Here is a 24501-nt window from a genome sequence, read left to right as displayed (position 1 = left end):
TAACCGATGAGTTTTAGGAATAAAGTAGTGATCATTACCGGTGCTTCTTCTGGTATCGGACGGGCATGCGCCCAGGAATTTGCGAAACGCGGTGCAAACCTGGTATTGGCTGCCCGTCAGTATGTAACCTTATGTGAGCTTACAGCAGAACTGGAAGGTGCGTACGGAATTAAGGCGGTAGCGGTGCAGGCAGACGTGAGCCGGGAGGAGGACTGCGAACAGGTAGTAAAGCAGGCTGTGCTGACTTTTGGCAGGATCGATATATTGCTGAACAATGCTGGACTTTCCATGAGGGCATTGTTTAATGATCTTGATCTGTCTGTACTGAGGCAGCTGATGGATGTTAATTTCTGGGGGACGGTATATTGTACCAAATTTGCCTTGCCCGAGCTGTTGAGGTCAAAAGGCAGTATCGTAGGTGTGTCTTCAATCGCCGGTTACAGAGGCTTGCCCGGACGTACGGGATATTCAGCTTCTAAATTCGCCGTGAACGGCTTTATGGAGTCTTTGCGGACGGAACTGCTGAAGACCGGGGTCCATGTGATGGTGGCTTGCCCCGGGTTCACGGCTTCTAACATCAGGTTTACGGCTCTGGCCAAAGATGGCCAGGCACATGGAGAGACCAGTATGGAAGAGGGTAAAATGATGACGTCTGAGGAAGTGGCGGCACTGATTGCGGATGGGGTAGAAGCCCGCAGGCGTACATTGGTTATGACAGGCCAGGGCAAGCTAACCGTATGGCTGAACAAACTGCTGCCAGGTCTGGCAGATAAGCTGGTATATAACCATTTCTCAAAAGAAAAGAATGCGCTGATCAGCTGACTCCAGCCAAATCATATTTTTTTTTAGAAAGATTTGCTGCTTTGGGAAAACAATTTCATATTTGCGACAGAATGATTTTAACAAACGGACATATCAACTGGTGGTGGCACAACGCAGATCGCGTAGTGTAACCCCGTATGTGAACGTTTTATTTTATTATAAACTGATTTGAGGGTTGCCGTAAAGCAACCCTTTTTTATTATGAAAAAAATATTAAACCACTTGTTTGAGAACAAGACTTTTAGCCGGCAGGAAGCACAGCGGATACTTACTGCTATTGCCCTGGGTGAATTCAATACTTCGCAGATCGCCGCGTTCATAACAGCATATGGCATGCGCAATATTACGGTAGCCGAATTGCAGGGGTTTCGAGATGCAATGCTGGACCTTTGTATAAAACTTGATTTTTCAGATTATGAGCTGGTTGACCTTTGCGGTACCGGCGGTGACGGTAAGGATACCTTTAATATTTCTACCCTGGCTTCTTTTGTAGTGGCCGGAGCGGGCCACAAGGTTGCAAAACATGGTAATTATGGAGTCTCCTCCGGTTGTGGTTCCTCTAATGTCATGGAATTTCTTGGCTATTCGTTCAGTAATGAGCAGGATGTGCTGAGGCATAGCCTCGATACTGCCGGGATTTGCTTCATTCACGCGCCTCTGTTTAATCCCGCGATGAAAACCGTAGCTCCGATACGTAAGGAACTGGGGGTAAAGACCTTCTTTAACATGCTTGGACCGATGGTGAACCCGGCACAGCCTAAAAACCAGATTGTAGGTGTATTTAGCCTGGAACTGGCAAGGTTGTATGCCTATCTGTATCAGGAAACCGATAAGAATTATACGATTCTTCATGCAGTGGACGGCTTCGATGAAGTTTCGCTGACCTGTGACTTTAAAACCTTCAGTAAAACAGGAGAGGCTTTGATCAGGGTCAGTGACCTTGGGTTTGGGCAGTTCAGAGAACAGGACATTAAAGGTGGAGATACCGTAGCATCATCAGCAAAGATATTTATGGATGTATTGCTTGGAAGCGGAACAGAAGCCCAGCAAAATGTAGTGTTGTGCAACGCGGCACTGGCACTGAAAACAATTGATGACCGGAAATCATTTGCCGATTGTTACTATGAGGCAGAGGAGTCTTTACTTGGGAAAAAGGCATTGAGAAGCTTTAACTTGTTGACAGGCAGGTAATGAAAGTAAAACTGAAAGTATGTGGTATGAAGCTGCCGTCAAATGTGAAGGAGGTTGCGGAGCTAGGTCCGGATTATATGGGGTTTATCTTTTATGCCGGTTCAAAACGCTATCCCGGCCGTCTGGCCGCTGAAGTAATCAGGGAACTTCCGGAGTCCATTAAAAAAACAGGTGTGTTTGTAAATGAAACGGTTGAGGAAATTGCCGTAAAAATTGTTAAGTACCGGCTGGATGCGGTTCAGCTTCACGGTAATGAAACTCCTGAAATGGTGAAACTCTTGAAAATGATCCTTCCTGAGGAAGTGCAACTGATCAAAGCATTTGGCATTGATGTTTCCTTTGACTTCAGTCAGCTGGACGCTTATGCGTCAAATGTGGATTTCTTTCTTTTTGATACAAAGACGCCGGACCACGGCGGTTCAGGCAGGCGTTTTGAATGGGAATTGTTACAAGGATACCATTTGGATAAACCTTACTTTCTGAGCGGGGGAGTTGGCCTGGAAAATGTGGATGATGTGCTGAGGATAACCGACCAGCGTTTATATGCTGTGGATGTAAACAGCAGGTTTGAGCTGGAGCCAGGCCTGAAAGATATAACAAAATTAAAAGACTTTAAGACTAGACTATCATTATGAGCTATTTTGTAAATGAAAAGGGATACTATGGCGACTTCGGAGGTGCTTACATTCCTGAGATGCTATATCCCAATGTAGAGGAGCTGAGGCAGAATTACCTGAAGATTATCGCTGATGAAAATTTTCAGGAAGAATTTCATCATTTGCTGAAGGATTACGTCGGCCGCCCATCACCGCTGTATTTGGCGGGAAGGCTTTCCGATCGCTATAAGGCAAATATATTTCTGAAGCGTGAAGACCTGAACCATACCGGCGCACACAAGGTTAACAATACGATCGGTCAGATATTGCTGGCGGAAAGGCTCGGCAAGAAGCGGATCATTGCGGAAACCGGTGCGGGGCAACATGGTGTGGCTACTGCTACAGTTTGTGCACTCCGTGGGCTGGAGTGCGTAGTATACATGGGGGAGGTGGACATTAAGCGTCAGGCACCCAATGTGGCCAGGATGAAAATGCTTGGCGCGAAGGTAGTCGCTGCAACTTCGGGCAGTAAGACGCTTAAAGACGCCACGAATGAAGCCATGCGCGACTGGATCAACAATCCGGTGGATACACATTATATTATCGGATCCGTAGTGGGACCGCATCCTTACCCGGATATGGTGGCCAGGTTTCAGTCGGTCATTTCTGAGGAGGCTAAAAAGCAACTGGCTGAACAGACAGGTAACGGAAGCCCGGACTATGTCCTGGCATGTGTAGGAGGCGGAAGTAATGCCATGGGTATGTTTTATCATTTTATTGACGATGAGCAGGTGAAGCTGATTGCTGTTGAGGCTGCGGGAAAGGGTGTGGACAGTGGTTTTTCTGCGGCGACTACTTATCTGGGCAAAGAAGGGGTATTGCATGGCAGCAGGAGCATACTGATGCAGACACATGACGGGCAGGTAGTAGAACCCCATTCGGTCTCAGCGGGGCTGGACTATCCTGGCATTGGCCCTCAGCATGCACATTTGTTTAAGACCGGCAGGGGCAGGTACGTATCGGTCACTGACGACGAAGCTTTACAGGCCGGGTTGCTGCTGACGCAGATGGAAGGCATTATTCCCGCGATTGAAAGTGCCCATGCGCTTGCATATCTGGAAAAAATGAACTTTACAGGTGGTGAAAACGTCGTGGTATGTCTTTCAGGCAGGGGCGATAAGGATATGGATACTTACATGAAATATTTTGGTTTATAAAGATGAACAGGATTAAAAAGTTATTTGCGGAAAAAAAGGACATTTTGTCGATCTATTATACTGCCGGGTTCCCCTCCTTGGACGATACGCTGACGATAGCAGAGGAACTGGAGCGTTGTGGTGCCGATCTGCTGGAAATCGGGTTCCCTTATTCAGATCCGGTAGCAGACGGCCCTGTAATCCAGGAAAGCAGCAAAAGGGCGCTGGATAATGGGATGGACCTTAAGACACTTTTCACGCAGCTGAAGGAACTGCGTAACCGTGTAAATATTCCGGTGCTGTTAATGGGGTATGTGAATCCTGTGCTGCAGTTTGGGGTAGAGAATTTTTGCCGCGCATGTGCTGAAGCAGGCGTCGATGGTTGCATTGTTCCAGATCTCCCGATGGTGGAGTATGAAACGCTTTACCAACCGGTTTTTGAACAAAACGGCCTGACCAATATCTTCCTGGTTACGCCGCAGACTTCAGAAGAACGCATCCGTAAGATTGACGGGCTGACCAGCGGGTTTGTTTACCTGCTGTCTTCTTCGGCAACAACAGGAAAGAACCTGCAGGTGTCTGAAAGTACGGAAGCATATTTCTCCCGTATTGCAGACATGAAGCTGGACAACCCGACAATGATTGGTTTTGGTATCAATAGCAAGGAGACATTTGAAAAAGCTTGCGCCTATGCAAACGGAGCCATTATCGGTAGTGCCTTTGTAAAAAGTCTGGATGCTGCTGATATAAAAGGCAGCGTACAACGGTTCATGCGACAGTTCAGGGAATTATAACCTGCCCTGTCAGCCTGCCGGAACCGGATAGGGAGCCCTGAGGATGTTCAGATATAGTCTTCAAGGACTCCTTTTCCCTGCCGGAGGATTTCAAAATCTCCTGAGGTACAATCCACAACCGTGGATGGTTCATTGTCACCATATCCTCCGTCGATCACAATATCTACTCTCCCTTCATATTTTTCGTGGATCAGTTCGGGGTCTGTCGAATATTCTATTACTTCATCGTCATCGTGAATGGAAGTCGAAAGTATCGGGTTGCCGAGCTGACGGACGATTTCACGTGCGATATTGTTGTCCGGAACCCTGATGCCTGCAGTTCTTTTGTTGGAGCTCAAAAGCTTGGGTACATTATTGCTGGCATTAAAGATAAAAGTGAAGGGTCCGGGAAGGGCCTTTTTCAGTAAGCGGAAGACAGTGGTGTCTATCGGTTTGATATAATCCGATATATGGCTGAGATCAGAACAGATAAAGGAGAAATTCGCTTTCTCAGGTTTAATGCCTCTGATCTGACAGATTTTCTCAATAGCCCGCTGGTTGGTGATGTCACAGCCAAGCCCGTAAACTGTATCTGTAGGGTAAATAATGATGCCTCCTTTTCTGAGTACTTCGACAACTTGTTCTATGGCCCTAGGGTTTGGGTTTTCGGGGTAAATCCTGATCAGCATGGCAAATTTTACGATTTTTTTTTGTAAATTAAACAAATATGAGAAAAGCATTCGTCGCTATTGCAGCATTCCTTGTAACAGCTACCATAATGATTAGTTTGGCCTGGCCGCCATTTTGGTGGGCGTTTATATTTACCGGGCCAGTTGTGATTTTGGGTATATATGACCTGAACCAGCCGAAGCACAGTATTGTCCGGAATTATCCTGTTGTCGGAAGGCTACGTTATTTCATGGAAGACCTCAGGCCCAAGATTTACCAGTATTTTGTAGAAAGTGATACAAACGGCAAGCCGTTCAGCCGGTTGAACCGCTCACTGATCTATCAGAGGGCAAAAATGGAAAATGATACGATTCCCTTCGGTACCCAGTTTGATGTATATGAAAACGGCTATGAATGGTTGAGTCATAGTATCTCTGCCATTAGCCATCATGAGCTGGACGAGAACCCCCGGGTGCTGATCGGCGGACCTGATTGTTTGCAGCCTTATTCTGCAAGCATTTATAATATATCTGCGATGAGTTTTGGCTCATTGAGTGAAAATGCCATCCTGGCGCTTAACGGAGGGGCAAAGATGGGCAGTTTTGCGCACAATACCGGAGAAGGGGGGATCAGCGATTATCACCTGAGGCCCGGGGGCGACCTGGTCTGGCAGATAGGTACCGGATATTTTGGATGCAGGAACCACGATGGTAGTTTCAATTTCGAAGCATTTGCTGAGCGATCTAAGCTTCAGCAGGTAAAGATGATCGAGATTAAGCTTTCCCAGGGTGCTAAGCCGGGACATGGCGGCATTCTGCCTGCAAAGAAGGTGACACCTGAAATTGCACGTATCCGCTTAGTTAAAGAAGGTTTTGATGTGATCTCCCCACCTGCACATGCTGCTTTCAGTACACCGCTGGAACTGATTGCCTTTGTAAGGAAATTACGGGAGCTATCGGGTGGAAAGCCGGTGGGAATCAAGTTGTGTATCGGGCGCAGAAGTGAGTTCTTCGCTATTTGTAAAGCGATGGCTGAAACCGGGACTTTTGTAGATTTTATTACCGTAGATGGGGGTGAAGGTGGTACGGGTGCATCTCCACAGGAGTTTTCTAATTCAGTAGGAATGCCACTTCGTGAGGGAGTAGCTTTTGTTTATGATGTGCTGACGGGGTTTGATCTGAAAAAGCACATCAAAATCATTGCATCCGGTAAGATAGCCTCGGGTTTTGATTTGGTTAAGAACATTGCACTTGGGGCCGATCTTTGTAATTCCGCGAGGGGTATGATGTTTGCATTGGGTTGTATACAGGCACTGGAATGTAACAGTAATACCTGTCCTACAGGGGTGGCCACCCAGGATCCGAGTCTTGCCAAAGGACTTGTAGTAGAAGACAAGACGGTCAGGGTGTTTAACTTCCACCGGCTTACCGTGGCCAGTGCGGTGGAATTGCTGGGTGCAGCGGGATTACGACATCCTTATCAGCTTACCAGGGCTTATATTAACCGGAGGATCGCTCCAGATGTAATGCAGTCCTATATGGAGAGCTTCCCCTATGTTACCGCAGGGAGTTTGCTTCAAACGCCCTATCCTGTAAGATTTGAGCTTGGTATGGCTTTGAGTACATCGGCAAGCTTTGTGCCGACAGATTATAAAGTTTCGATGGTGGATTATGTCCACGCCAATTCATCCGGTCAGGAAGGCTGACCGGATCGCATTTTTATTATAAAAAGAAAGCCCGGACATTCGACCGGGCTTTCTTTTTGGGTTAATACTTGTCTTAAAATTCAGCATTTCTTGGAAAACGCGGAAACGCGATCACGTCACGGATATTCGTCATTCCGGTCACAAACAGCACCAGTCGTTCGAAGCCAAGCCCGAAACCAGAATGCGGTGCAGAACCAAATCTACGTGTATCCAGGAACCACCATAACTCTTCTTCCGGAATGTTCAGGTCCCGCATGCGCTGGGTTAACCTGTCCAGCCGCTCCTCACGCTGAGAGCCGCCCACAATCTCGCCAATGCCCGGGAAAAGGATGTCCATTGCCGCTACTGTCTTTCTGCCCTGATCGTCCGGCTCATTCTGACGCATATAGAAAGACTTGATATCTGCCGGATAATCAGTAAGGATTACAGGCTTCTTGAAATGCTTTTCCACCAGATAACGCTCATGCTCAGATTGCAGGTCTGCACCCCACTCATCGATCAGGTACTTAAACTGCTTTTTCTGGTTAGGCTTGGATGCCTTCAGGATAGCAATTGCCTCGGTATAGGTCAGATGTTCGAAGTCGTTGTTTAGGCAGAAGTTCAGTTTGTCGATCAGTGAAAGTTCTGAGCGTTCATGCTGAGGTTTTGACTTTTCTTCCTCCAGTAAGCGTGTGTTCAAAAATTCAAGTTCCTCACCGCAGTTGTCCAGTGCATATCTGATCAGATATTTCAGCATGTCCTCCGCAAGTTTCATGTTGTCTTCAAGGTCTGCGAATGCCACCTCAGGCTCGATCATCCAGAACTCGGCCAGGTGTCTTGTGGTGTTGGAGTTCTCCGCCCTGAAGGTAGGCCCGAAGGTGTAGATCTGTCCAAAGGCCATTGCGGCGAGTTCTCCTTCCAGCTGACCGGAAACGGTAAGGTTTGTAGAACGGCCAAAGAAATCTTCATTGTAATCAATCTTACCTTCGGTTGTGCGCGGCGGATTTTCCGGGTCAATGGTGGTTACCCTGAACATTTCTCCCGCACCTTCTGCATCTGACGCAGTGATGATCGGCGTATGCATGTATACAAAGCCACGCTCGTTATAAAACTGATGAACGGCAAATGCGAGCGCATGACGAACTTTAAATATTGCGTTAAAGGTATTCGTGCGGAAACGCAGATGTGCTATTTCCCTTAAAAATTCAAGGCTGTGCTTTTTTGGCTGAAGCGGATATCTTTCCGGGTCGCTGTCTCCCAGGATTTCAATTGAACTTGCTTTTACCTCTACGCGCTGACCTTTTCCAAGTGATTCGATCAAAGTACCCTTAACGGAAATGGCAGCCCCGGTAGTAATTCTCTTCAGCAGTTCTTCCGGGGTATTATTAAAGTTAACTACAACCTGGATGTTTCCCATGCAGGAACCATCATTTAACGCGATAAACTGGTTGTTGCGAAAGGTGCGCACCCAACCCATAACAGATACCTCCCTGTTAAATGCCGTAGCAGCTAATAGCTCTTTTATTTTTTCTCGCTTAATCATCGTGTTTTTTTGAGAATGCCAAAATTAAGCAATTACATGAAGAAATAATAATAGTGTTTGGATTGAGTTTTTTATGTGAGTTATTGTTTTTTAAGTCGTTTATTTTTGAAAATTGTTAATTATTTATGATGTTTTTGTGAATTATGTGTTTTTTTAAAGTGTTTTTGTGGTTTATTTTTTGGTGCTTTTTGTTTTTTGTTAAAATTTATTGTTTTTTATGGTTGATTTTTTGAAAATTTCATATATTTGTAATGCTCGTTTAATTTATATTTGGTTAGAGAGGCCAAAATCCGGATGGTTTTTGGCCTTTTCTTTTCAAAAAGTGTTTTTTTTGGTTGGAAATGTGTTTTTTTTGATTCAATTCTATTTTTGTATAACAAAAGAGGGGTAACCAATATCGGTTACCCCTCTTTTTTATAGTGTTATTCTGATTATTACCTTAAGAAAGTACTTCAGTTACCAGTCCTGCTGCTTCTTTAAGTGCAATAGCTGAATATACCTTCAATCCAGAGTCATCTATCAGCTTCTTTGCCTCTTCTGCATTGGTTCCCTGCAGACGGCAAATGATCGGGACCGGTACATCGCCAATTTCATTATAAGCATCGATTACGCCCTGAGCAACCCGGTCACAACGCACGATACCACCAAAGATATTGATGAGGATAGCCTTAACGTTAGGGTCTTTAAGGATGATATTGAATCCGGCCTTAACCGTCTGCGCATTGGCAGTACCGCCAACATCAAGGAAGTTAGCAGGTTCGCCACCAGCCAGTTTAATGATATCCATAGTTGCCATGGCCAGTCCTGCGCCATTGACCATACAGCCTACATTTCCGTCCAGTTTCACATAGTTCAGATTTGATTCACTAGCCTCTACGTCGGTAGGATCCTCCTCGAGTTTATCGCGCATCGCCGCATAATCCGGGTGACGGAAAAGCGCATTTTCATCCAGGTCAACTTTTGCGTCAACCGCAATGATCTTATCATCTGAAGTCTTCAATACCGGATTGATCTCGAACATGGAGGAATCGGTGGCATCATAAGCTTTATAGAGTGCGCTTACAAATTTCACCATTTCTTTAAATGCAGTACCGCTCAGACCGAGGTTAAAAGCAATTTTACGTGCCTGGAAAGCTTGCAGGCCCACCTTAGGATCAATCTCTTCCTTGAAGATCAGGTGTGGTGTCTTTTCTGCTACTTCCTCAATATCCATTCCCCCTTCGGTAGAGTACATAATAATATTACGTCCCCTTGCACGGTTAAGCAGTACGCTCATATAGAATTCCTTGGTTTCGGAAGGTCCGGGGTAATATACATCCTGGGCGATCAGTACTTTGTTCACGCGTTTTCCTTCAGGTCCGGTCTGCGGGGTAATCAGCTGCATGCCCAGTATGGCCGAAGCTCTTTCCTGTACCTCATCCAGGTTTTTGGCCAGTTTTACACCGCCGCCTTTACCTCTTCCTCCTGCGTGGATCTGTGCCTTAACGACAACCCAGTCAGAATTATAATCGGCCTTCATTTTTTTGGCGGCTTCTACTGCCTGCTCCACAGTTTCGGCCAGAATGCCTTCCTGTACAGCAACCCCAAAACTTTTTAGTATTTCTTTACCTTGGTATTCGTGGATGTTCATGCTGAAAAAATTTGACCCAAATCTACAATTTCAATTGGTTTCTAACAAATGAGGCCGCGGGGATTTTTAGCTCCTTACTTTTTCTTAAGTTTGCAGTTATGCTAAAGGCCACAGGTATTCAAAAGTCTTACGGACAGCTGCCCATTCTCAAAGGAGTGGACCTTGAAGTAAAAAGGGGGGAGATCGTTAGTATCATCGGGGCTTCCGGTGCCGGTAAGAGCACATTGCTCCATATTCTGGGTACGCTCGACGTTGCGGATAAGGGTGAGGTGACACTTAATGGGGTGGCTACAGCCGGTCTTTCAGGTGAGGCATTGAGTGTTTTCCGTAACAGGAATATTGGTTTTGTATTTCAGTTTCATCACCTGCTCCCCGAATTCAATGCGCTGGAAAATGTTTGTATCCCCGCTTTTATTGCCGGAAAAACGCGTAAACAGGCCGAAGAGAAAGCGATGGGGATTTTAAGGCTGTTGGGGCTTGGGGACCGGGCCTATCATAAGCCAAACCAGCTTTCAGGCGGCGAGCAGCAACGTGTTGCAGTCGCCAGGGCCCTGATCAATGACCCTGCGATTATCCTTGCGGACGAACCCTCTGGCAATCTTGACTCTGCCAATGCCGATCTTTTACATCAGTTCTTTATTACCTTGCGCGACAGCTTTGGACAAACCTTTGTAATCGTAACGCATAACGAAGGGCTTGCCAAGATCAGCGACAGGGTAGTTACCATGAAAGACGGTATGATCATATGAAGTTACTGATCACCGGGGGTAAATCAGCAACGGCGTTTAAACTTCTGCGTAATTTCAGCGCTGAGGAGTTGATACTGGCCGATTACGGAGATGTACCGCAGATACCCTTCTCCAATTGTCGTTTCTTTTCTCTGGGTGAGCTTAATAAAGATACTACGGCCCATGTATTACTGACCTTTTGTCTCGATCAGGGAGTTGATACGGTATTGCCCGTATATGATTTTGAAAAGGATGCCCTTCTTGCTGCGAGGCAACTCTTTATGGAATTTAACATCCGTTTGATGATCCATGACTACTGAAAGATACCTTAAGGAAAAGCAGGCCTTCATTTTCGAACTGGATGATGTGATCTATCCGGCAAAGGACTATCTGTTGCAGGTATATTACCTTTTTGCCCAGTTCATGGAGTATACTGAACAAATGGATGCCCGGGCAATACTGGGGACAATGCAGGAAGTATTTAATACCAAAGGACCTGATCTCGTGTTCAATGTAGCCGCACAACGCTTTGGCATCAGCGAAAAGTACCGCATGAACTTTGAGATGCTCCTGACGGGTGCCCGTTTGCCTTTAAAACTGCTGATGTTCAATGAAGTGCTCCGATTCATGCAGGATATTGTCCTGGAGCGGAAACAATTGTTCATCTTTACCGATGGTGACCCGGCTGCGCAGCTTAACAAGATCAGGCAGACGGAATGGAACGGGCTGGAAGCTTACCTTGAGGTACATTTTTCGTCGGAGTCTGCCCCGAAACCTTCCGCAGAAGGTTTATTAAGTCTTATTGCCGGGCGAAATCTGAAGAACAGGGAAGTACTTATGATCGGTACTGCGGAAAAAGATGAGGAATGCGCCAGAACAGCCGGAATAGAATTTTTGCGGGTCGATAAACTATTGCTAATTTAATCACGTTAATATCACTTTACCATAGTTCCATACAAACCGTCATCAGTCCCTCAACAGAACCCATATGAAAAAGACCATCAGAAATAACGCTTTATCTACGGCTGCGCTCGCTATTTTATTGTTTAGCGCCTGCAAAAAGGATAAAAAGTCGCCGTCAGACAGTGAGACTAACAATAAACAAACTCCAACGACAGACAGAAGAGCGCTCACTAACGATTCTTTGTTTCTCTATGCCAAGCAGATTTATTACTGGAATACTTCGTTGCCATCTTACGATACTTACGAGCCCAGGCAGTACACCGGTGCCGCAACCGATCTTGCCAATTATGAAACAAATCTTTTTAATATAGGAAAGGCATCGCGCTCTGCTGACTATATTTCCGGTAGTACCGATTTAAAATATTCCTATATAGAAGACATTACCACACGCAATCCTGGTACTGTTGCTTTGCTGCCCGGAGCTAAGGCCGCTGTGGACCTGGAGGGAAATGGTAATGATATCGGCATCCGGCCGATCATTTACAGGACCAGCACGAGTACCAGGGCGTATTTACTCTTTGTAACTGCGGTCTACCCAGGGTCTGATGCTGATAAAAAAGGAGTTGTCAGAGGATATAACATCCGGAAGATTAACGGGCAGGCGATAGGGACTGATTATACAGCTGAATCTTCGATCCTGGATGCACTTTACGGCAATACGGTCACCATTGAAGGCAATTATTATACAGACAAGAACAATTACACCGCCTTTAATGTAACGCTAAACAAAACTGCCTACAAAAGTAGCCCTGTTTATCTTTCCAAGGTGTTTACGGCCGGCACCAGGAAAATCGGTTACCTGAACTTTGCCAGGTTCTCCACTCCCGAGAATGCCTTAGATGTGCTGAATAGTGCGTTTACGGGTTTTTCAGGCCAGGGAGTAACCGATCTGATCATTGACCTGAGATATAATGGCGGTGGCTATGTCAGTACTGCCGAGCATCTGGCGAACCTGATTGCACCATCGGGGGTTTCAGGAGTAATGTATATTGAATACTTTAATGCGATCATGCAGGCCGGGAAAGCGACTATAATGAAAAACCAGCCAATCATAGGCAGTGACGGGCACGTAGAGCTCAATGGTAACGGCAAGCCGGCCAACTATTTCGATGACGCCGATTATTCCGTTTCCGCAAATACCTATCGTTTTCAAAAAGCAGGTAATCTTGGTAATGTAGCTAATGTGGTGTTTATAGTCAGTGGCAGTACCGCATCTGCAAGCGAACTGGTCATCAACAGTCTGAAACCGAAAATGAACGTTAAACTGGTGGGAGAAACTACGTATGGTAAGCCGGTCGGTTTTTTCCCTGTCAGGCTGGAAAACAGATATGATGTCCTGATGGCTATGTTTGAAACTAAAAATTCAGCCGGGCAAGGCGGATATTTTTCAGGAATAACACCGGATTATCCTGAAAATGATAATGAGACTGATTTCTTTGATGACCCACGATACAATTTCGGCGATGCCAAAGAACCTTATACCGCCAAGGCCCTCAGCGTAATCAACCCATCCAATGCCGCAATAAGCGCAACCAGGTCAGCAGGCTCCTTAATGACCGTAAACGGTAAACAGGTACAGTTCGATAACAGTTCGGTAATGAAGCCTGTTAAAGGCAGTGAATTTACCGGCATGATCGAGACCAGGTCCAGGCCGCGCAAGCCTTAAGTTGCTACAATTATTTTACAATATCCCGATACAGGACAGGAATACCGCTATTGCGATTTAACAAGATAAAACGCATATTTAGTTAACACAATAACGTTTCGTCATATGTTAGGGGAATTAATTCAGAAAGAAGCAATTGAGGTAAGTAAGATCATTCCGGCGGATCAGGACCATTCAAGGGAACTGAGCGGTAAGCTGTATTCGGCACAGCGGCTGGGAAACGAATTTAAATCGAAGGCCGATATTACATTTAATACCAGGGAAGGAGTAAAGACAGTGAATACTACCGTGTGGTCGGTTACAGAAAAGTATCTCCAGTTAAAGAATGGTATACATATTCCGCTGAACAGCCTGATAGATATTGATTTTTAACGGGCCTTAAAACCTTTGTCTACGTTGCTGATGACATGCTGTATTGCGTCTGCAGCCCGGACAAGGAACACCTTGTTGATGTTTTCATAATCATCTGTCGGTTTGTGATAGTCCTTATGGTCTTCCACGCCAAAATACAGGAATGGAATGGCTTTTTCATTAAAGGCACCCTGGTCGCTTTGGTTCGTCCAGTCATCATGGCCTTGTCCGGGATCATCGTGGCCGGGAATAACCTTGACGGGAACATTGCCCGGGTTGATGAATTGCTTTAATTCCGGATGTTTAAAAGTGCCACAGACATACAGTTCATTGTTATCGTTATGGCTGATCATGTCCATATTGATGTTCAATAAGATCTTGCTGATCGCTACAGGAGGGTTGGCTACAAAGGCTTTTGCGCCCCTAAGGCCCATTTCTTCTGCGTCAAAAGCTGCAAATACAAGTGTTTTAACCGGTTTGATACCGGAAAAGTATTTGGCAAATTGCAATAATGCGGCGATACCGGAAGCATTATCATCTGCACCGTTATAGATTTCCTTATTAATCATTCCCAAATGATCGTAATGGGCAGAAATAACGATGACATCATCCGTTTGTCCCTGGACATAACCGATCAGGTTTGTTCCGGTCATTAGCTCATTTTCCCCTCTGAACGAGAAGGTTTGTGCATAAGTACTGTCAAAGGCCTTTAGCCCGATTTCCTTAAAACGTCCGGAAATGTATTCCCTGGCCAGTAATGCCCCTCTTGTTCCGGTTTTTCTCCCTTCATATAGGTCAGAAGAAAGTACTTTTACGTCGTTGAGCAACTGGTTTTCAGCTTGCGGTCCGTTTTTTTGTGCGCTGCTACAGCCTGCAAGAAACAATAAGCAAAGCAACAGGTAGTCTTTCATCAGTATGCAGAATTAGCCTTGAGTAGGGGATAAAAATAAAAAAAGATCGGGCATTTGCCCAATCTTTATCTTTTTGCAGCTTCCAGGCCTGCCGGAACTATAGTTCACCTGCTAACCCAGGTAAGACTTTAATATCTTGCTCCTGGAGGTATGTCTTAAGCGCTGCAGGGCCTTATCTTTGATCTGACGTACACGTTCCCTGGTCAGATTGAATTTCTCACCAATCTCCTCGAGTGATAGCGGGTGGTTTGTGCTCAGTCCGAAGAATAAGACAATAATCTCACGCTCACGTTCTGTCAGCGTTGATAAAGACCTTTTGATTTCCTCAGAGAGTGATTCGTTGATCAGTGAACTGTCTGTATTCGGTTCATGATTTTCAAGCACGTCGAGCAACGTATTTTCCTCACCCTGTACAAAGGGGGCATCCATAGAAACATGACGTCCCGAATTGCTCAATGTATCAGATATTTTGTCAACGGTAGTTTCCAGTATATCGGCCAGTTCCTCCGGAGAGGGTTCCCGCTCATATTCCTGCTCAAGCTTGGAAAATGCCTTGCTGATCTTGCTCAGGGAACCGACCTGGTTCAAAGGCAGGCGTACGATACGGCTTTGCTCCGCAATAGCCTGAAGGATAGATTGCCGGATCCACCATACCGCATAAGAGATGAACTTAAATCCTTTCGTCTCGTCAAATCTTTTTGCAGCCTTGATCAAACCCAGATTTCCTTCATTGATAAGATCCCCCAACGTAAGGCCCTGGTTTTGGTATTGCTTGGCTACAGAGACCACAAAACGCAGGTTAGTCTTTGTTAAACGCTCCAGTGCTGCCTGATCCCCTTCCCTTATCTTTCTTGCTAATATTACTTCTTCCTCTGCGGTAATCAAATCTACTTTACCAATCTCGTGAAGATATTTGTCCAGCGACTGGCTTTCACGGTTGGTAATCGACTGCGTAATCTTGAGTTGTCTCATTTATATGTTTTGGTACTCTATGTTTTGGACGTGCAAAAGTAAGGATTTAATATAGAATTTAAAGGATAAATTACTGGAAACGTTACACTTTACACATGTTATTTATACAAGACTTCAGGAGCAAAAATTATTCCAAAGTACATTTGACAGCATGTCTATGCCACTGTAAGCCATGTACCTAAGTACAATTGTCAAGCGAAAATGTTTCGGCCAAACGGATTCCTTTTTCAGTAGCCTGTACTGTACAGCATTCATTAACAGGGTCATGCTCCAGGTAAAGGATATACTGATGTTCTGCTGCTTCCCTCAGGAATTTGCCCTTTTCCTCCAGTGTCTGCAACGGAAACATATCGTAAGACATGACATAGGGCAACGGAATATGACCGGTCGATGGCAATAGATCTGCCATGTAGACAATTTTTTTGTTATTGTACTCAATTTGGGGCAGCATCATGGCATCGGTGTGTCCATAGGCAAACCTGATGCTGATGCCTGGTGCAAAACTGGTATGCTCATCTTCGGCTATGAATTTAAGTTGTCCGCTTTCCTGTATTGGCAGAATGTTTTCTTTCAGAAAAGAAGCCTTTTCCCTGGCATTGGGGTTGACCGCCCAGTTCCAGTGTTTTTCATTGCTCCAATAGACGGCATTCTCAAAGGCAGGTACCAGACTACCGTTATCAGCCCTTTCGATGGCTCCGCCGCAATGGTCAAAATGCAAATGTGTTAAAAATACGTCAGTAATATCATTCCGGTTAAACCCTTTCTTTTCCAGAGATTTATCCAGACTGCTTTCCCCGTGTAAATAATAGTGTCTGAGGAATTTTTCATCCTGTTTATTTCCTATACCTGTGTCGATTAGGATCAGCCTGTTCCCATCCTCAATCAGCAGACAACGCATGGCCCAGGTACACATATTGTTTTCATCCGCAGGGTTGCTGCGTTGCCAGATAGATTTTGGCACCACGCCAAACATCGCCCCGCCGTCGAGTTTGAAAAAGCCGGTATCAATCGTATGTAGTCGCATGTAGTCGATGTTTCTTAAGTGAACTAAAGCTAACAAAAAAGGCCGCTCACAGAGCGACCTTTCTATAAATAGCTGCGACCTGTTCTTAAAGATGGATCACTTCACCGTATGCATCAGCAGCAGCCTCCATAATCGCCTCGCTCATGGTTGGGTGCGGATGCACAGATTTGATCATTTCATGACCCGTGGTTTCCAGTTTACGCGCCACCACGATCTCTGCGATCATCTCCGTTACATTGGCGCCGATCATATGCGCGCCCAGTAATTCACCGTATTTAGCGTCAAAAATAAGTTTCACAAAGCCATCCTTCGCACCAGCGGCACTTGCCTTACCCGAAGCGGAAAAAGGAAATTTGCCGATCTTCAGTTCATAACCTGCGGCTTTAGCTGCTTTTTCGGTATAGCCAACAGAAGCGATCTCAGGACTGCAGTATGTGCATCCCGGAATGTTGTTGTAGTTCAGCGGTTCTGGTTTGTGTCCGGCAATCTTCTCCACGCAGATAATGCCTTCCGCAGAAGCCACGTGTGCCAAAGCTTGTCCGCCTACAATATCACCAATTGCATAATATCCCTTAACGGAAGTGTTATAGAACTCGTCCACCACCACTTTACCTTTTTCGGTTTTGATGCCGGTTTCCTCCAGCCCTATATTTTCAATGTTAGCCACAACGCCTGCTGCAGAAAGTACGATGTCGCACTCAATCGTCTGCATACCTGAAGCTGTTTTTACCTGTACCTTGCATCCGGCACCGCTGGTGTCCACAGATTCTACACTTGAAGAAGTCATGACCTCGATACCGGCTTTCTTGAAGCTGCGCAGTAATTGTTTCGATACGTCCTCGTCTTCTACAGGTACCACATTTTCCATGAATTCCACGATGGTCACCTTTGTGCCCATCGTTGCATAGAAGTAGGCAAACTCGACACCAATGGCACCTGAGCCAACAACTACCATAGATTTTGGCTGCTCAGGTAATACCATTGCCTGCCTGTAGCCGATCACCTTTTTGCCGTCCTGTTTGAGGTTAGGCAGTTCCCTTGACCTCCCACCGGTAGCGATGATGATGTGCTTACCTGCATATTCTTTCTGGCTGCCATCTTCAGACTTCACTTCCACTTTATTGCCTGGCTTAACTTTAGCGGTGCCCATGATCACGTCAATCTTGTTCTTCTTCATCAGGAACTGGACGCCTTTGCTCATGCCTTCGGCCACACCACGGCTCCTTTTGATCACTGCCGCGAAATCGGCTTCGGCTTCAGCTGTTTTGATCCCATATTCAGAAGCATGGTTAATGTATTCAAACACCTGGGCACTCTTCAATAAGGCTTTGGTAGGGATACATCCCCAGTTCAGGCAGATACCGCCAAGAGACTCACGCTCCACAATGGCCGTTTTCAAGCCCAGTTGCGAAGCTCTGATGGCAGCTACGTATCCGCCGGGACCGCTGCCAATTACAATAACGTCGTAGTTCATATCTTCAATCTAAAGGATTTTAACATTTAGTCAGCGCCAAAAATAGCAAAAATGTTCATTAAACCATGCCCCTGACGTTTTATGACAATGTCTGGGCGCGTTGAGTGTGTTATTGACACTAAGGTGTATTCAATTTATTGTGTAGAATGAATATAAATAACTGTATAGCTGTTGATTATGTGGTAAATTTTTCAGGGTTAAATGTTGAAAACTCTTGGGATTCTTAATAATTATTTAACATTAAATCCAGGATCCTGCGTTTTTTTCTATTTAAATTTGCCGCCGTATCATTTGGTGATACGTGCACATAAAAAAACAACAAACATGAAGAAATCTTTACTACTGAGAATTGTGGTACTGGTTATGGTCTTTGCAGGTATTGTCCCGCAGGCCATTGCGCAGGTCACTACATCTGCTATTAACGGGGTCGTTACAGACAACAGAGGTGCGTTACCGGGCGCAAGTATCAAAGCTGTTCACGAGCCTACCGGAACCGTATACGGTGTAGTTACTAATGCAGAGGGACGTTTTGCGATCGCAAATATGCGGGTGGGCGGTCCTTATACCGTAACCATTTCCTATGTCGGCTTCCAGCCGGAGACCCTGACAGACATCCGCCTGAAACTCGGAGAATCTTTTCCTATCAATGTAAAACTCGGCGAGAATGGCGAACAACTCCAGGAAGTTGTGATTGCGGGCAGGAAGAACCCGATTTTCAACAGCAAGAAAACAGGAGCAGCTACAAATATCAGTAAGGAGCAGATTGAGTCTTTGCCTACTCTTAGTCGTTCACTATCCGACTATTATAGGTTGACTCCCCAATCAAACGGCAACTCTTTCGGAGGTGCAAACCCTCGTTTCAATAACATCACCATTGACGGTGCAGTCAACAACGATGTATTTGCGGCCTCAAGTACAGCAATTACGCCAGGTAGCGGCGCCAATACCCAGCCCATCTCATTGGATGCGATCCAGGAAATCCAGGTAGTACTGGCACCATATGACATCACCTATGGTAACTTTACCGGTGCAGGAATAAATGCGATCACCCGTTCAGGAACCAATAAGGTAGAAGGTTCAGCCTATGTATTCGGCAGAAACCAGAATACCGTAGGCAAGCAGCCCAATGGCGTAAAGTCACCTGATTTTACAGATTATCAATATGGATTCCGCCTGGGCGGGCCGATCGTAAAAGATAAACTGTTTTTCTTTGTGAACGGAGAGCTAGGCAGGAAAAAGGCACCTACAACTCTGGGTGCCGGGGAGCCAGGTGCACTGCTTACCGTAGCTCAGGCACAGGAGATCGCCGATTTTGTTAAAACTAAATATGGTTACGACGTAGGAGGGATCACTGCAGAACCCACTTTAACGCAGAATGATAAAATCTTCGCAAGATTAGACTGGAACATCAATTCCAAAAACCAGCTGATGGTGCGGCATAACTATATAAAGGCTTTCGATGATGTATTTTCCCGTTCAGCTACCAATTTTAAGTTCGGTAACAACGGTGGAAGAAATAACAGCAAGCAGAACATTACCGTAATGGAACTGCGTTCAAAATTCAACGAATCTCTTTCCAATAACCTGCTTGTAGGATATACTACTGTACGTGACGCACGTTCCACTTTTGGCGCTTTATTCCCACATGTACAGATCAATAATATCAACGGATCATCAACCAACCAGGTTAACTTTGGCTCAGAAAGAAGCAGCACAGCCAACCAGCTTGACCAGAATATTCTGGAAATTACCGATAACTTTAAGATTTTTACGGGTAACCATACATTTACTGTCGGTACACATAACGAGTTCTTTAAATTCAGGAACCTCTTTGTCAATAACAGGTATGGCTACTGGACCTTTAACTCACTGGCCGATTTTATGGCCGACAAGCCTCTAACCGGTGAAGCTACTTATCCAATTACCAGCAATCCAGGCGAAGCACGTTTCTCAGCCGCGCAACTGTCTTTTTACGGACAAGATGAGATCCAGGTTTCTCCCGAATTTAAACTGACAGCAGGTATGAGGGTGGACGTCCCTATCTTCAGAGATAAGCCAGAGAGAAATCCGCTTGCAGAAACTGCATTCGGATACAGAACGGACATTACCCCTAAAAGCAGACCTCTTGTGTCTCCGAGAATTGGTTTCAATTATGATGTTTTTGGTGATAAGAGTGTACAGCTCAGAGGTGGTTCAGGCATCTTTACCGGTCGTGTACCTTTTGTCTGGTTGTCTAACCAGTTTACCAATAACGGGGTGCTTTTCGGAACTGTCAACCAGCGTACTCCGCCTCCCGTCAAGTTCATTCCTGATCCAAATGAACAGCAAAATATCGGAAGTTCAACCGTTAAAACTTATGAATTAAACCTGATTGACCAGAATTTCAGGCTCCCGCAAACTTTCAGGTCTAACCTGGCGACTGACATTAAAGTCCCAGGCGGTATCGTCGCAACCCTGGAAGCGATTTACAACCAATACCTGAATAGTATCGATTATGCAGATATCAATATCAAAGGCGTAACAGGTACGTTGAATCCTTCGCTAAGCGGAGGAAATGACAACAGACCTACCTATGGCGGAAAAGTCAATTCAACAGTGACCAATGCGCTGTTGCTTTCCAATACCAGCAAAGGTTATTCTTACACGTTGACTGCACAGCTTCAGAAATCCTTCCTGTTTGGCCTGGATGCTTCTATCGCCTATACTTACGGGGAAGCAAAGGAAAAAAACAGCGGGGCCAGCTCTACGGCCCGTTCCAACTGGCAGTTTAACCAGATCGTCACCAATCCAAACTACTCACAGGTATCTTACTCAAAATTTGACATCCGGAACCGTCTTGTGGGTAGTCTGAATTATGGGGTCAGGTATGGCAAAAACAGACTGTTTGGTACTTCCCTTGGAATTTTCTATTCAGGAAGGTCAGGAGAGGCCAATACCTATCTTTACAACGGAGATCTGAACGGAGACGGTGCGAATCAGAATGACCTGATCTATATACCTAGAAATGCTTCCGAGATTAAACTGGTTACCATTCCGGCAGTTACAGGAAACAATCCTAGTCCGGCGATCAGTCCAGAAGCGCAATGGAACGCGCTTAACGCCTACATCGAAAACGATTCCTACCTGAGAAGCAGGAGAGGTAAATATGCAGAGCGTTTTGGAGCCAGAGGACCATGGGAACATTCTTTCGATGCAAGATTGTTACAAGATATCGGTGGTCTGATTAAAGGCACATCCAATAAATTACAGTTATCTGTTGACGTGTTTAATGTAGGTAACCTGATCAATAAGAAATGGGGCCGCGCTTATACCATAGGTAATAGCAATGGAGCAACCACACTGATTAATTACAGTTCAAGCAATGGCGGAGGATTTACCTTCCGGGCACCCGCTGATAACACTATTTACAGTGTTGACCAGGTACGTTCACGCTGGGCTGCCCAGTTCGGTGTAAGGTACCTGTTTAATTAACAAGGGAAAACCATCCGGAAACAAAAAAGAAAGGGCACCTGAGCAGGCGCCCTTTCTTTTTTTATTCACCTGTCAGAAAAACAGTTATTGTGGCACAAGTTTTTCTATAGTAACAACGTTATTACAACAATAAAGAATAAAGGGAAAAAATATATGAAACCGGGTACAAGCACTAAAAATACAAAAGGGCCTGAAGCAGAGGAAGGTCTTTTAAACGGACATTCTTTTGAAGATATCTACAAATTACTTGATAAGCTATATGCAGGCTGGGCAATGTCTGCGGTTGTTGATGAGGAAAGAAACGAGCGGCTTCGTACGCTTATCCTGGTAGACGAACTGAAGCAGTATTTTGAGCATATCGAAAAAAACAATAAAGGTATCCCTGGTCTCTTATAGGTCGTTTGCGAAAGTTCAGATGGGTTTTTCTAAGGATAAATTCCTTAAATTCGCACCATCAACTAACTGTTTAAATCATGAGGAAAATTAGCTTTCTGCTGCTGTGCATGGTAACCTTGTGCACTTCGCTTACTGTAAAGGCAGATGAGGGAATGTGGATACCGATGCTGATCGGTAAGAACTACGAGCAGATGAAGAAGCAGGGCTTTAAGCTCACCACACAGGACCTGTACAATGCAAATGGCTCAAGTCTTAAAGATGCCATCGTACATTTCGGTGGTTTTTGTACAGGAGAGATCGTCTCCGACAAAGGACTGATCTTTACCAACCACCATTGTGGTTATGATGCGATTGCATCTAACTCTACCGCACAGAACAACATCCTGGACAATGGTTTTTACGCCAGGAACTACGGAGAGGAAAAGCCCATAGCAGGTCTTTTTGTAAGATTTCTGCAAAGGATGGAAGATGTGACCGCAAAGGTAGAGGCAGAAACCAAAGGGCTTAAAGGGGTCGACAGAGAAGCTAAACTCCAGGAAGTTTTCGCAGCCATTTCTAAAGCAGCGGTAACTGGCCCCGCCATTGAAGCCAATGTGAAGGATTTCTACAAGTCCAATCAGTTTATTTTGTTTGTCTATGAACGTTTCGATGACGTGAGGCTGGTCGGTGCACCACCGCAGAACATTGGTAAGTTCGGTGGAGATACCGATAATTGGGAATGGCCTCGTCAGACCGGCGATTTTTCTGTTTTCAGGGTATATGCATCCAAAAATAACCAGGCTGCAGCATACGCTGCAGATAACGTTCCCTATAAGCCGAAGAAATACCTGCCCGTATCTATCAAAGGCGTAAAGAAGGGTGATTTTTCTATTGTTTACGGTTTTCCCGGGCGCACAGACCGATATCTGACATCCTATGGCGTTGATCTCGCGGTCAATAAAGTGAACCCGACCATCGTCAAACTCCGCGATATCAGGCTGAAGGCCTGGAAAGAGGAAATGGACAAGAATGTAGAGACCCGCCTGAAGCTCTCCTCAAAATATGCCCAGATTGCCAACTACTGGAAATATTTTATCGGACAGACTGAACAGCTGAAACGGCTTAAGGTAGCCGATCACAAACGTGCGGAAGAGAAATCCTTTACAGAATGGGCTGCGCAGAAAAGCGAGTTCGCAGGGCTCATGGAACAATACGACCAGATCTATAAGACCATTGACCCTATTTCCGTACAGCGTACCTACATCAATGAGGGCTTTCTCGCTTCCCAGTGGGCAGCCAATGCAGCAGGTATCGGTAAAACACTGATTGGTCTGACCACGGCTAAGTACGATGAGGCAGGGTATCAGCAGGTTAAACAAAAACTGGAAGCAGCTGTGCAGGCTTACGAGACAACTTATAATGAAACGGCAGATAAAAAGATTTTTGCACAGATACTGGCCTCGTTCTACCAGGATGTACCGGTGCGCTCGCAGCCTAAATTCTTTGCTGAGATCGCTGAGAAATACTGGACAGGAAATCCCGAATCCACTTTTGCTAAATTTGCAGACTACCTGTGGGACAACAGCAATTTTATCAGGCCAGAAAAATTAAAGGCTTTCATCGCTGCTCATCCTTCGGCAGAAGCGGTGGGCAATGATCCTGGTTATAAGTATGCGCTCAACCTGGTCCCTGCCGATTATATCAAGACCAATTTTGGTTCCCTTGTCGCTGATTTTGAAGCTAAAAAAGCTGAGCTTGACCACTTGTACCTGAAGGCGATCCTGGAAAAAAATACGGGTAAGCTGATGTATCCCGATGCAAACTTCACCATGAGGCTGTCCTACGGAAATGTGCAGGATTACTCACCAAAGGATGGGATTGAATACAAAACGACCACCACCATAGAAGGAGTCATGCAGAAATACATTCCCGGCGACGGGGAATTTGACCTTCCCGCCAACCTGATCGAAAACTATAAAAAGAAGAACTTCGGGCAATATGGTAATAACGGTACCCTGACTGTCGGATTCATTACCAATAATGACATTACAGGTGGCAACTCAGGTTCTCCTGTCATCAACGGCAACGGAGAGCTGATCGGACTGGCTTTTGACGGCAACTGGGAAGCGATGAGCGGAGATATTGCATTCGACAAGCAGTTTAAGCGGACGATATGTGTTGACGTTCGTTATGTGCTCTGGTGTATCGATATACTTGGCGGTGCTAAAAACCTGATCGCCGAACTGGACATCAGAAAAGACGGAGTGGCCGGCAAAGCTCCTGCCAGGCCTGCCGGCAGGAAGCTGAGCAGACCGGCGCTCAAGGCAGTAAAGTAATTCAGTCCTCAAAACAGGAAAGGCATTCAGGGAACCTCCATACCCCGAATGCTTTTTTTTTATTGGGTGAATGATAAATAGACCTGGCTTTAAGGAATAATTAATGTTTTATTAATGTATTCGGTC

The 24501-nt window shown here is 45.5% G+C and carries 21 protein-coding genes; 14 read left to right on the top strand and 7 right to left on the bottom strand.

The window, feature by feature from the left end; translation table 11 throughout:
- Positions 1–6: 6 nt before the first annotated feature.
- From P2W84_RS12945 to trpA, 5 genes are all read left to right on the top strand, one after another.
- A complete protein-coding gene (locus tag P2W84_RS12945; protein ID WP_276090566.1) occupies positions 7–822 on the top strand; it encodes an SDR family oxidoreductase in 816 nt (271 codons plus the stop codon).
- Positions 823–1023: 201 nt separating this feature from the next.
- Complete coding sequence (gene trpD / locus P2W84_RS12940; protein ID WP_276090565.1) at positions 1024–2013, top strand: anthranilate phosphoribosyltransferase; 990 nt, start codon at positions 1024–1026, stop codon at positions 2011–2013.
- Positions 2013–2648, top strand: coding sequence for a phosphoribosylanthranilate isomerase (locus P2W84_RS12935; protein ID WP_276090564.1), 636 nt, complete (start codon positions 2013–2015; stop codon positions 2646–2648). Before trpD ends, P2W84_RS12935 begins: the two co-directional genes overlap by 1 nt.
- On the top strand, positions 2645–3826 hold the full coding sequence (gene trpB / locus P2W84_RS12930; protein WP_276090563.1) for a tryptophan synthase subunit beta: 1182 nt from the start codon (positions 2645–2647) through the stop codon (positions 3824–3826). Before P2W84_RS12935 ends, trpB begins: the two co-directional genes overlap by 4 nt.
- A gap of 2 nt (positions 3827–3828) precedes the next feature.
- Entirely contained in the window at positions 3829–4599 is a 771-nt protein-coding gene (trpA, locus tag P2W84_RS12925) for a tryptophan synthase subunit alpha (RefSeq protein WP_276090562.1), read from the top strand.
- 47 nt (positions 4600–4646) lie between these two features.
- Here trpA and P2W84_RS12920 read toward each other — a convergent pair whose 3' ends face one another.
- Positions 4647–5267 carry an L-threonylcarbamoyladenylate synthase gene (locus P2W84_RS12920; RefSeq protein WP_276090561.1) on the bottom strand — a complete coding sequence of 207 codons (621 nt, stop codon included), beginning with the start codon at positions 5265–5267 and terminating at the stop codon, positions 4647–4649.
- Between the two features lie 38 nt (positions 5268–5305).
- On the opposite strand from P2W84_RS12920, the gene P2W84_RS12915 reads away from it, so the two are divergent.
- A complete protein-coding gene (locus P2W84_RS12915; protein ID WP_276090560.1) occupies positions 5306–6952 on the top strand; it encodes an FMN-binding glutamate synthase family protein in 1647 nt (548 codons plus the stop codon).
- A gap of 73 nt (positions 6953–7025) precedes the next feature.
- On the opposite strand, the gene asnS is transcribed toward P2W84_RS12915, so the two are convergent.
- Together asnS and sucC are read right to left on the bottom strand one after the other, a co-directional pair.
- Positions 7026–8474, bottom strand: coding sequence for an asparagine--tRNA ligase (asnS, locus tag P2W84_RS12910; RefSeq protein ID WP_276090559.1), 1449 nt, complete (start codon positions 8472–8474; stop codon positions 7026–7028).
- Positions 8475–8913: 439 nt separating this feature from the next.
- The gene (gene sucC / locus P2W84_RS12905; RefSeq protein ID WP_276090558.1) at positions 8914–10104 is read right to left on the bottom strand and encodes an ADP-forming succinate--CoA ligase subunit beta; all 1191 of its coding nucleotides are present in this window, start codon (positions 10102–10104) and stop codon (positions 8914–8916) included.
- A 98-nt stretch (positions 10105–10202) separates the two neighbouring features.
- Here sucC and P2W84_RS12900 point away from each other — a divergent pair, with 98 nt between their 5' ends.
- The 5 genes from P2W84_RS12900 to P2W84_RS12880 all read left to right on the top strand — a co-directional run bounded on the left by P2W84_RS12900 (position 10203) and on the right by P2W84_RS12880 (position 13833).
- Positions 10203–10853, top strand: coding sequence for an ABC transporter ATP-binding protein (locus tag P2W84_RS12900; protein ID WP_276090557.1), 651 nt, complete (start codon positions 10203–10205; stop codon positions 10851–10853).
- On the top strand, positions 10850–11152 hold the full coding sequence (locus P2W84_RS12895) for a hypothetical protein (protein WP_276090556.1): 303 nt from the start codon (positions 10850–10852) through the stop codon (positions 11150–11152). Before P2W84_RS12900 ends, P2W84_RS12895 begins: the two co-directional genes overlap by 4 nt.
- Entirely contained in the window at positions 11142–11756 is a 615-nt protein-coding gene (locus P2W84_RS12890; RefSeq protein WP_276090555.1) for an HAD hydrolase-like protein, read from the top strand. Before P2W84_RS12895 ends, P2W84_RS12890 begins: the two co-directional genes overlap by 11 nt.
- Positions 11757–11820: 64 nt before the next feature.
- Positions 11821–13461, top strand: a complete 1641-nt coding sequence (locus tag P2W84_RS12885; protein WP_276090554.1) for a S41 family peptidase — start codon at positions 11821–11823, stop codon at positions 13459–13461.
- 105 nt (positions 13462–13566) lie between these two features.
- Complete coding sequence (locus P2W84_RS12880; RefSeq protein ID WP_276090553.1) at positions 13567–13833, top strand: hypothetical protein; 267 nt, start codon at positions 13567–13569, stop codon at positions 13831–13833.
- On the opposite strand, the gene P2W84_RS12875 is transcribed toward P2W84_RS12880, so the two are convergent.
- From P2W84_RS12875 to lpdA, 4 genes are all read right to left on the bottom strand, one after another.
- The gene (locus P2W84_RS12875) at positions 13830–14723 is read right to left on the bottom strand and encodes a M28 family peptidase (RefSeq protein WP_276090552.1); all 894 of its coding nucleotides are present in this window, start codon (positions 14721–14723) and stop codon (positions 13830–13832) included. The genes P2W84_RS12880 and P2W84_RS12875 overlap by 4 nt on opposite strands.
- A gap of 111 nt (positions 14724–14834) precedes the next feature.
- Positions 14835–15695, bottom strand: coding sequence for an RNA polymerase sigma factor RpoD/SigA (locus P2W84_RS12870; RefSeq protein ID WP_008242129.1), 861 nt, complete (start codon positions 15693–15695; stop codon positions 14835–14837).
- A gap of 178 nt (positions 15696–15873) precedes the next feature.
- Positions 15874–16719 (bottom strand): MBL fold metallo-hydrolase, encoded by an 846-nt coding sequence (locus tag P2W84_RS12865; RefSeq protein ID WP_276090551.1) that lies wholly within the window; start codon positions 16717–16719, stop codon positions 15874–15876.
- 85 nt (positions 16720–16804) lie between these two features.
- Positions 16805–18193 carry a dihydrolipoyl dehydrogenase gene (gene lpdA, locus P2W84_RS12860; protein WP_276090550.1) on the bottom strand — a complete coding sequence of 463 codons (1389 nt, stop codon included), beginning with the start codon at positions 18191–18193 and terminating at the stop codon, positions 16805–16807.
- A gap of 324 nt (positions 18194–18517) precedes the next feature.
- Between lpdA and P2W84_RS12855 the strand changes: the two genes are divergently transcribed.
- The 3 genes from P2W84_RS12855 (at position 18518) to P2W84_RS12845 (ending at position 24375) form a co-directional block, all read left to right on the top strand.
- Positions 18518–21664 (top strand): TonB-dependent receptor, encoded by a 3147-nt coding sequence (locus P2W84_RS12855; RefSeq protein WP_276090549.1) that lies wholly within the window; start codon positions 18518–18520, stop codon positions 21662–21664.
- Between the two features lie 153 nt (positions 21665–21817).
- Positions 21818–22060: a hypothetical protein gene (locus P2W84_RS12850; protein ID WP_276090548.1), complete on the top strand. Its 243-nt coding sequence runs from the start codon at positions 21818–21820 to the stop codon at positions 22058–22060.
- A 77-nt stretch (positions 22061–22137) separates the two neighbouring features.
- On the top strand, positions 22138–24375 hold the full coding sequence (locus P2W84_RS12845; RefSeq protein ID WP_276090547.1) for a S46 family peptidase: 2238 nt from the start codon (positions 22138–22140) through the stop codon (positions 24373–24375).
- Positions 24376–24501: the final 126 nt, after the last annotated feature.

This window comes from Pedobacter sp. JY14-1 (genome assembly GCF_029269825.1).
In the GTDB taxonomy this organism is placed as follows: Bacteria; Bacteroidota; Bacteroidia; order Sphingobacteriales; family Sphingobacteriaceae; genus Pedobacter.
Note: the sequence above shows the minus strand (reverse complement) of the source record. Positions and strands in the feature narration are given on the sequence as shown.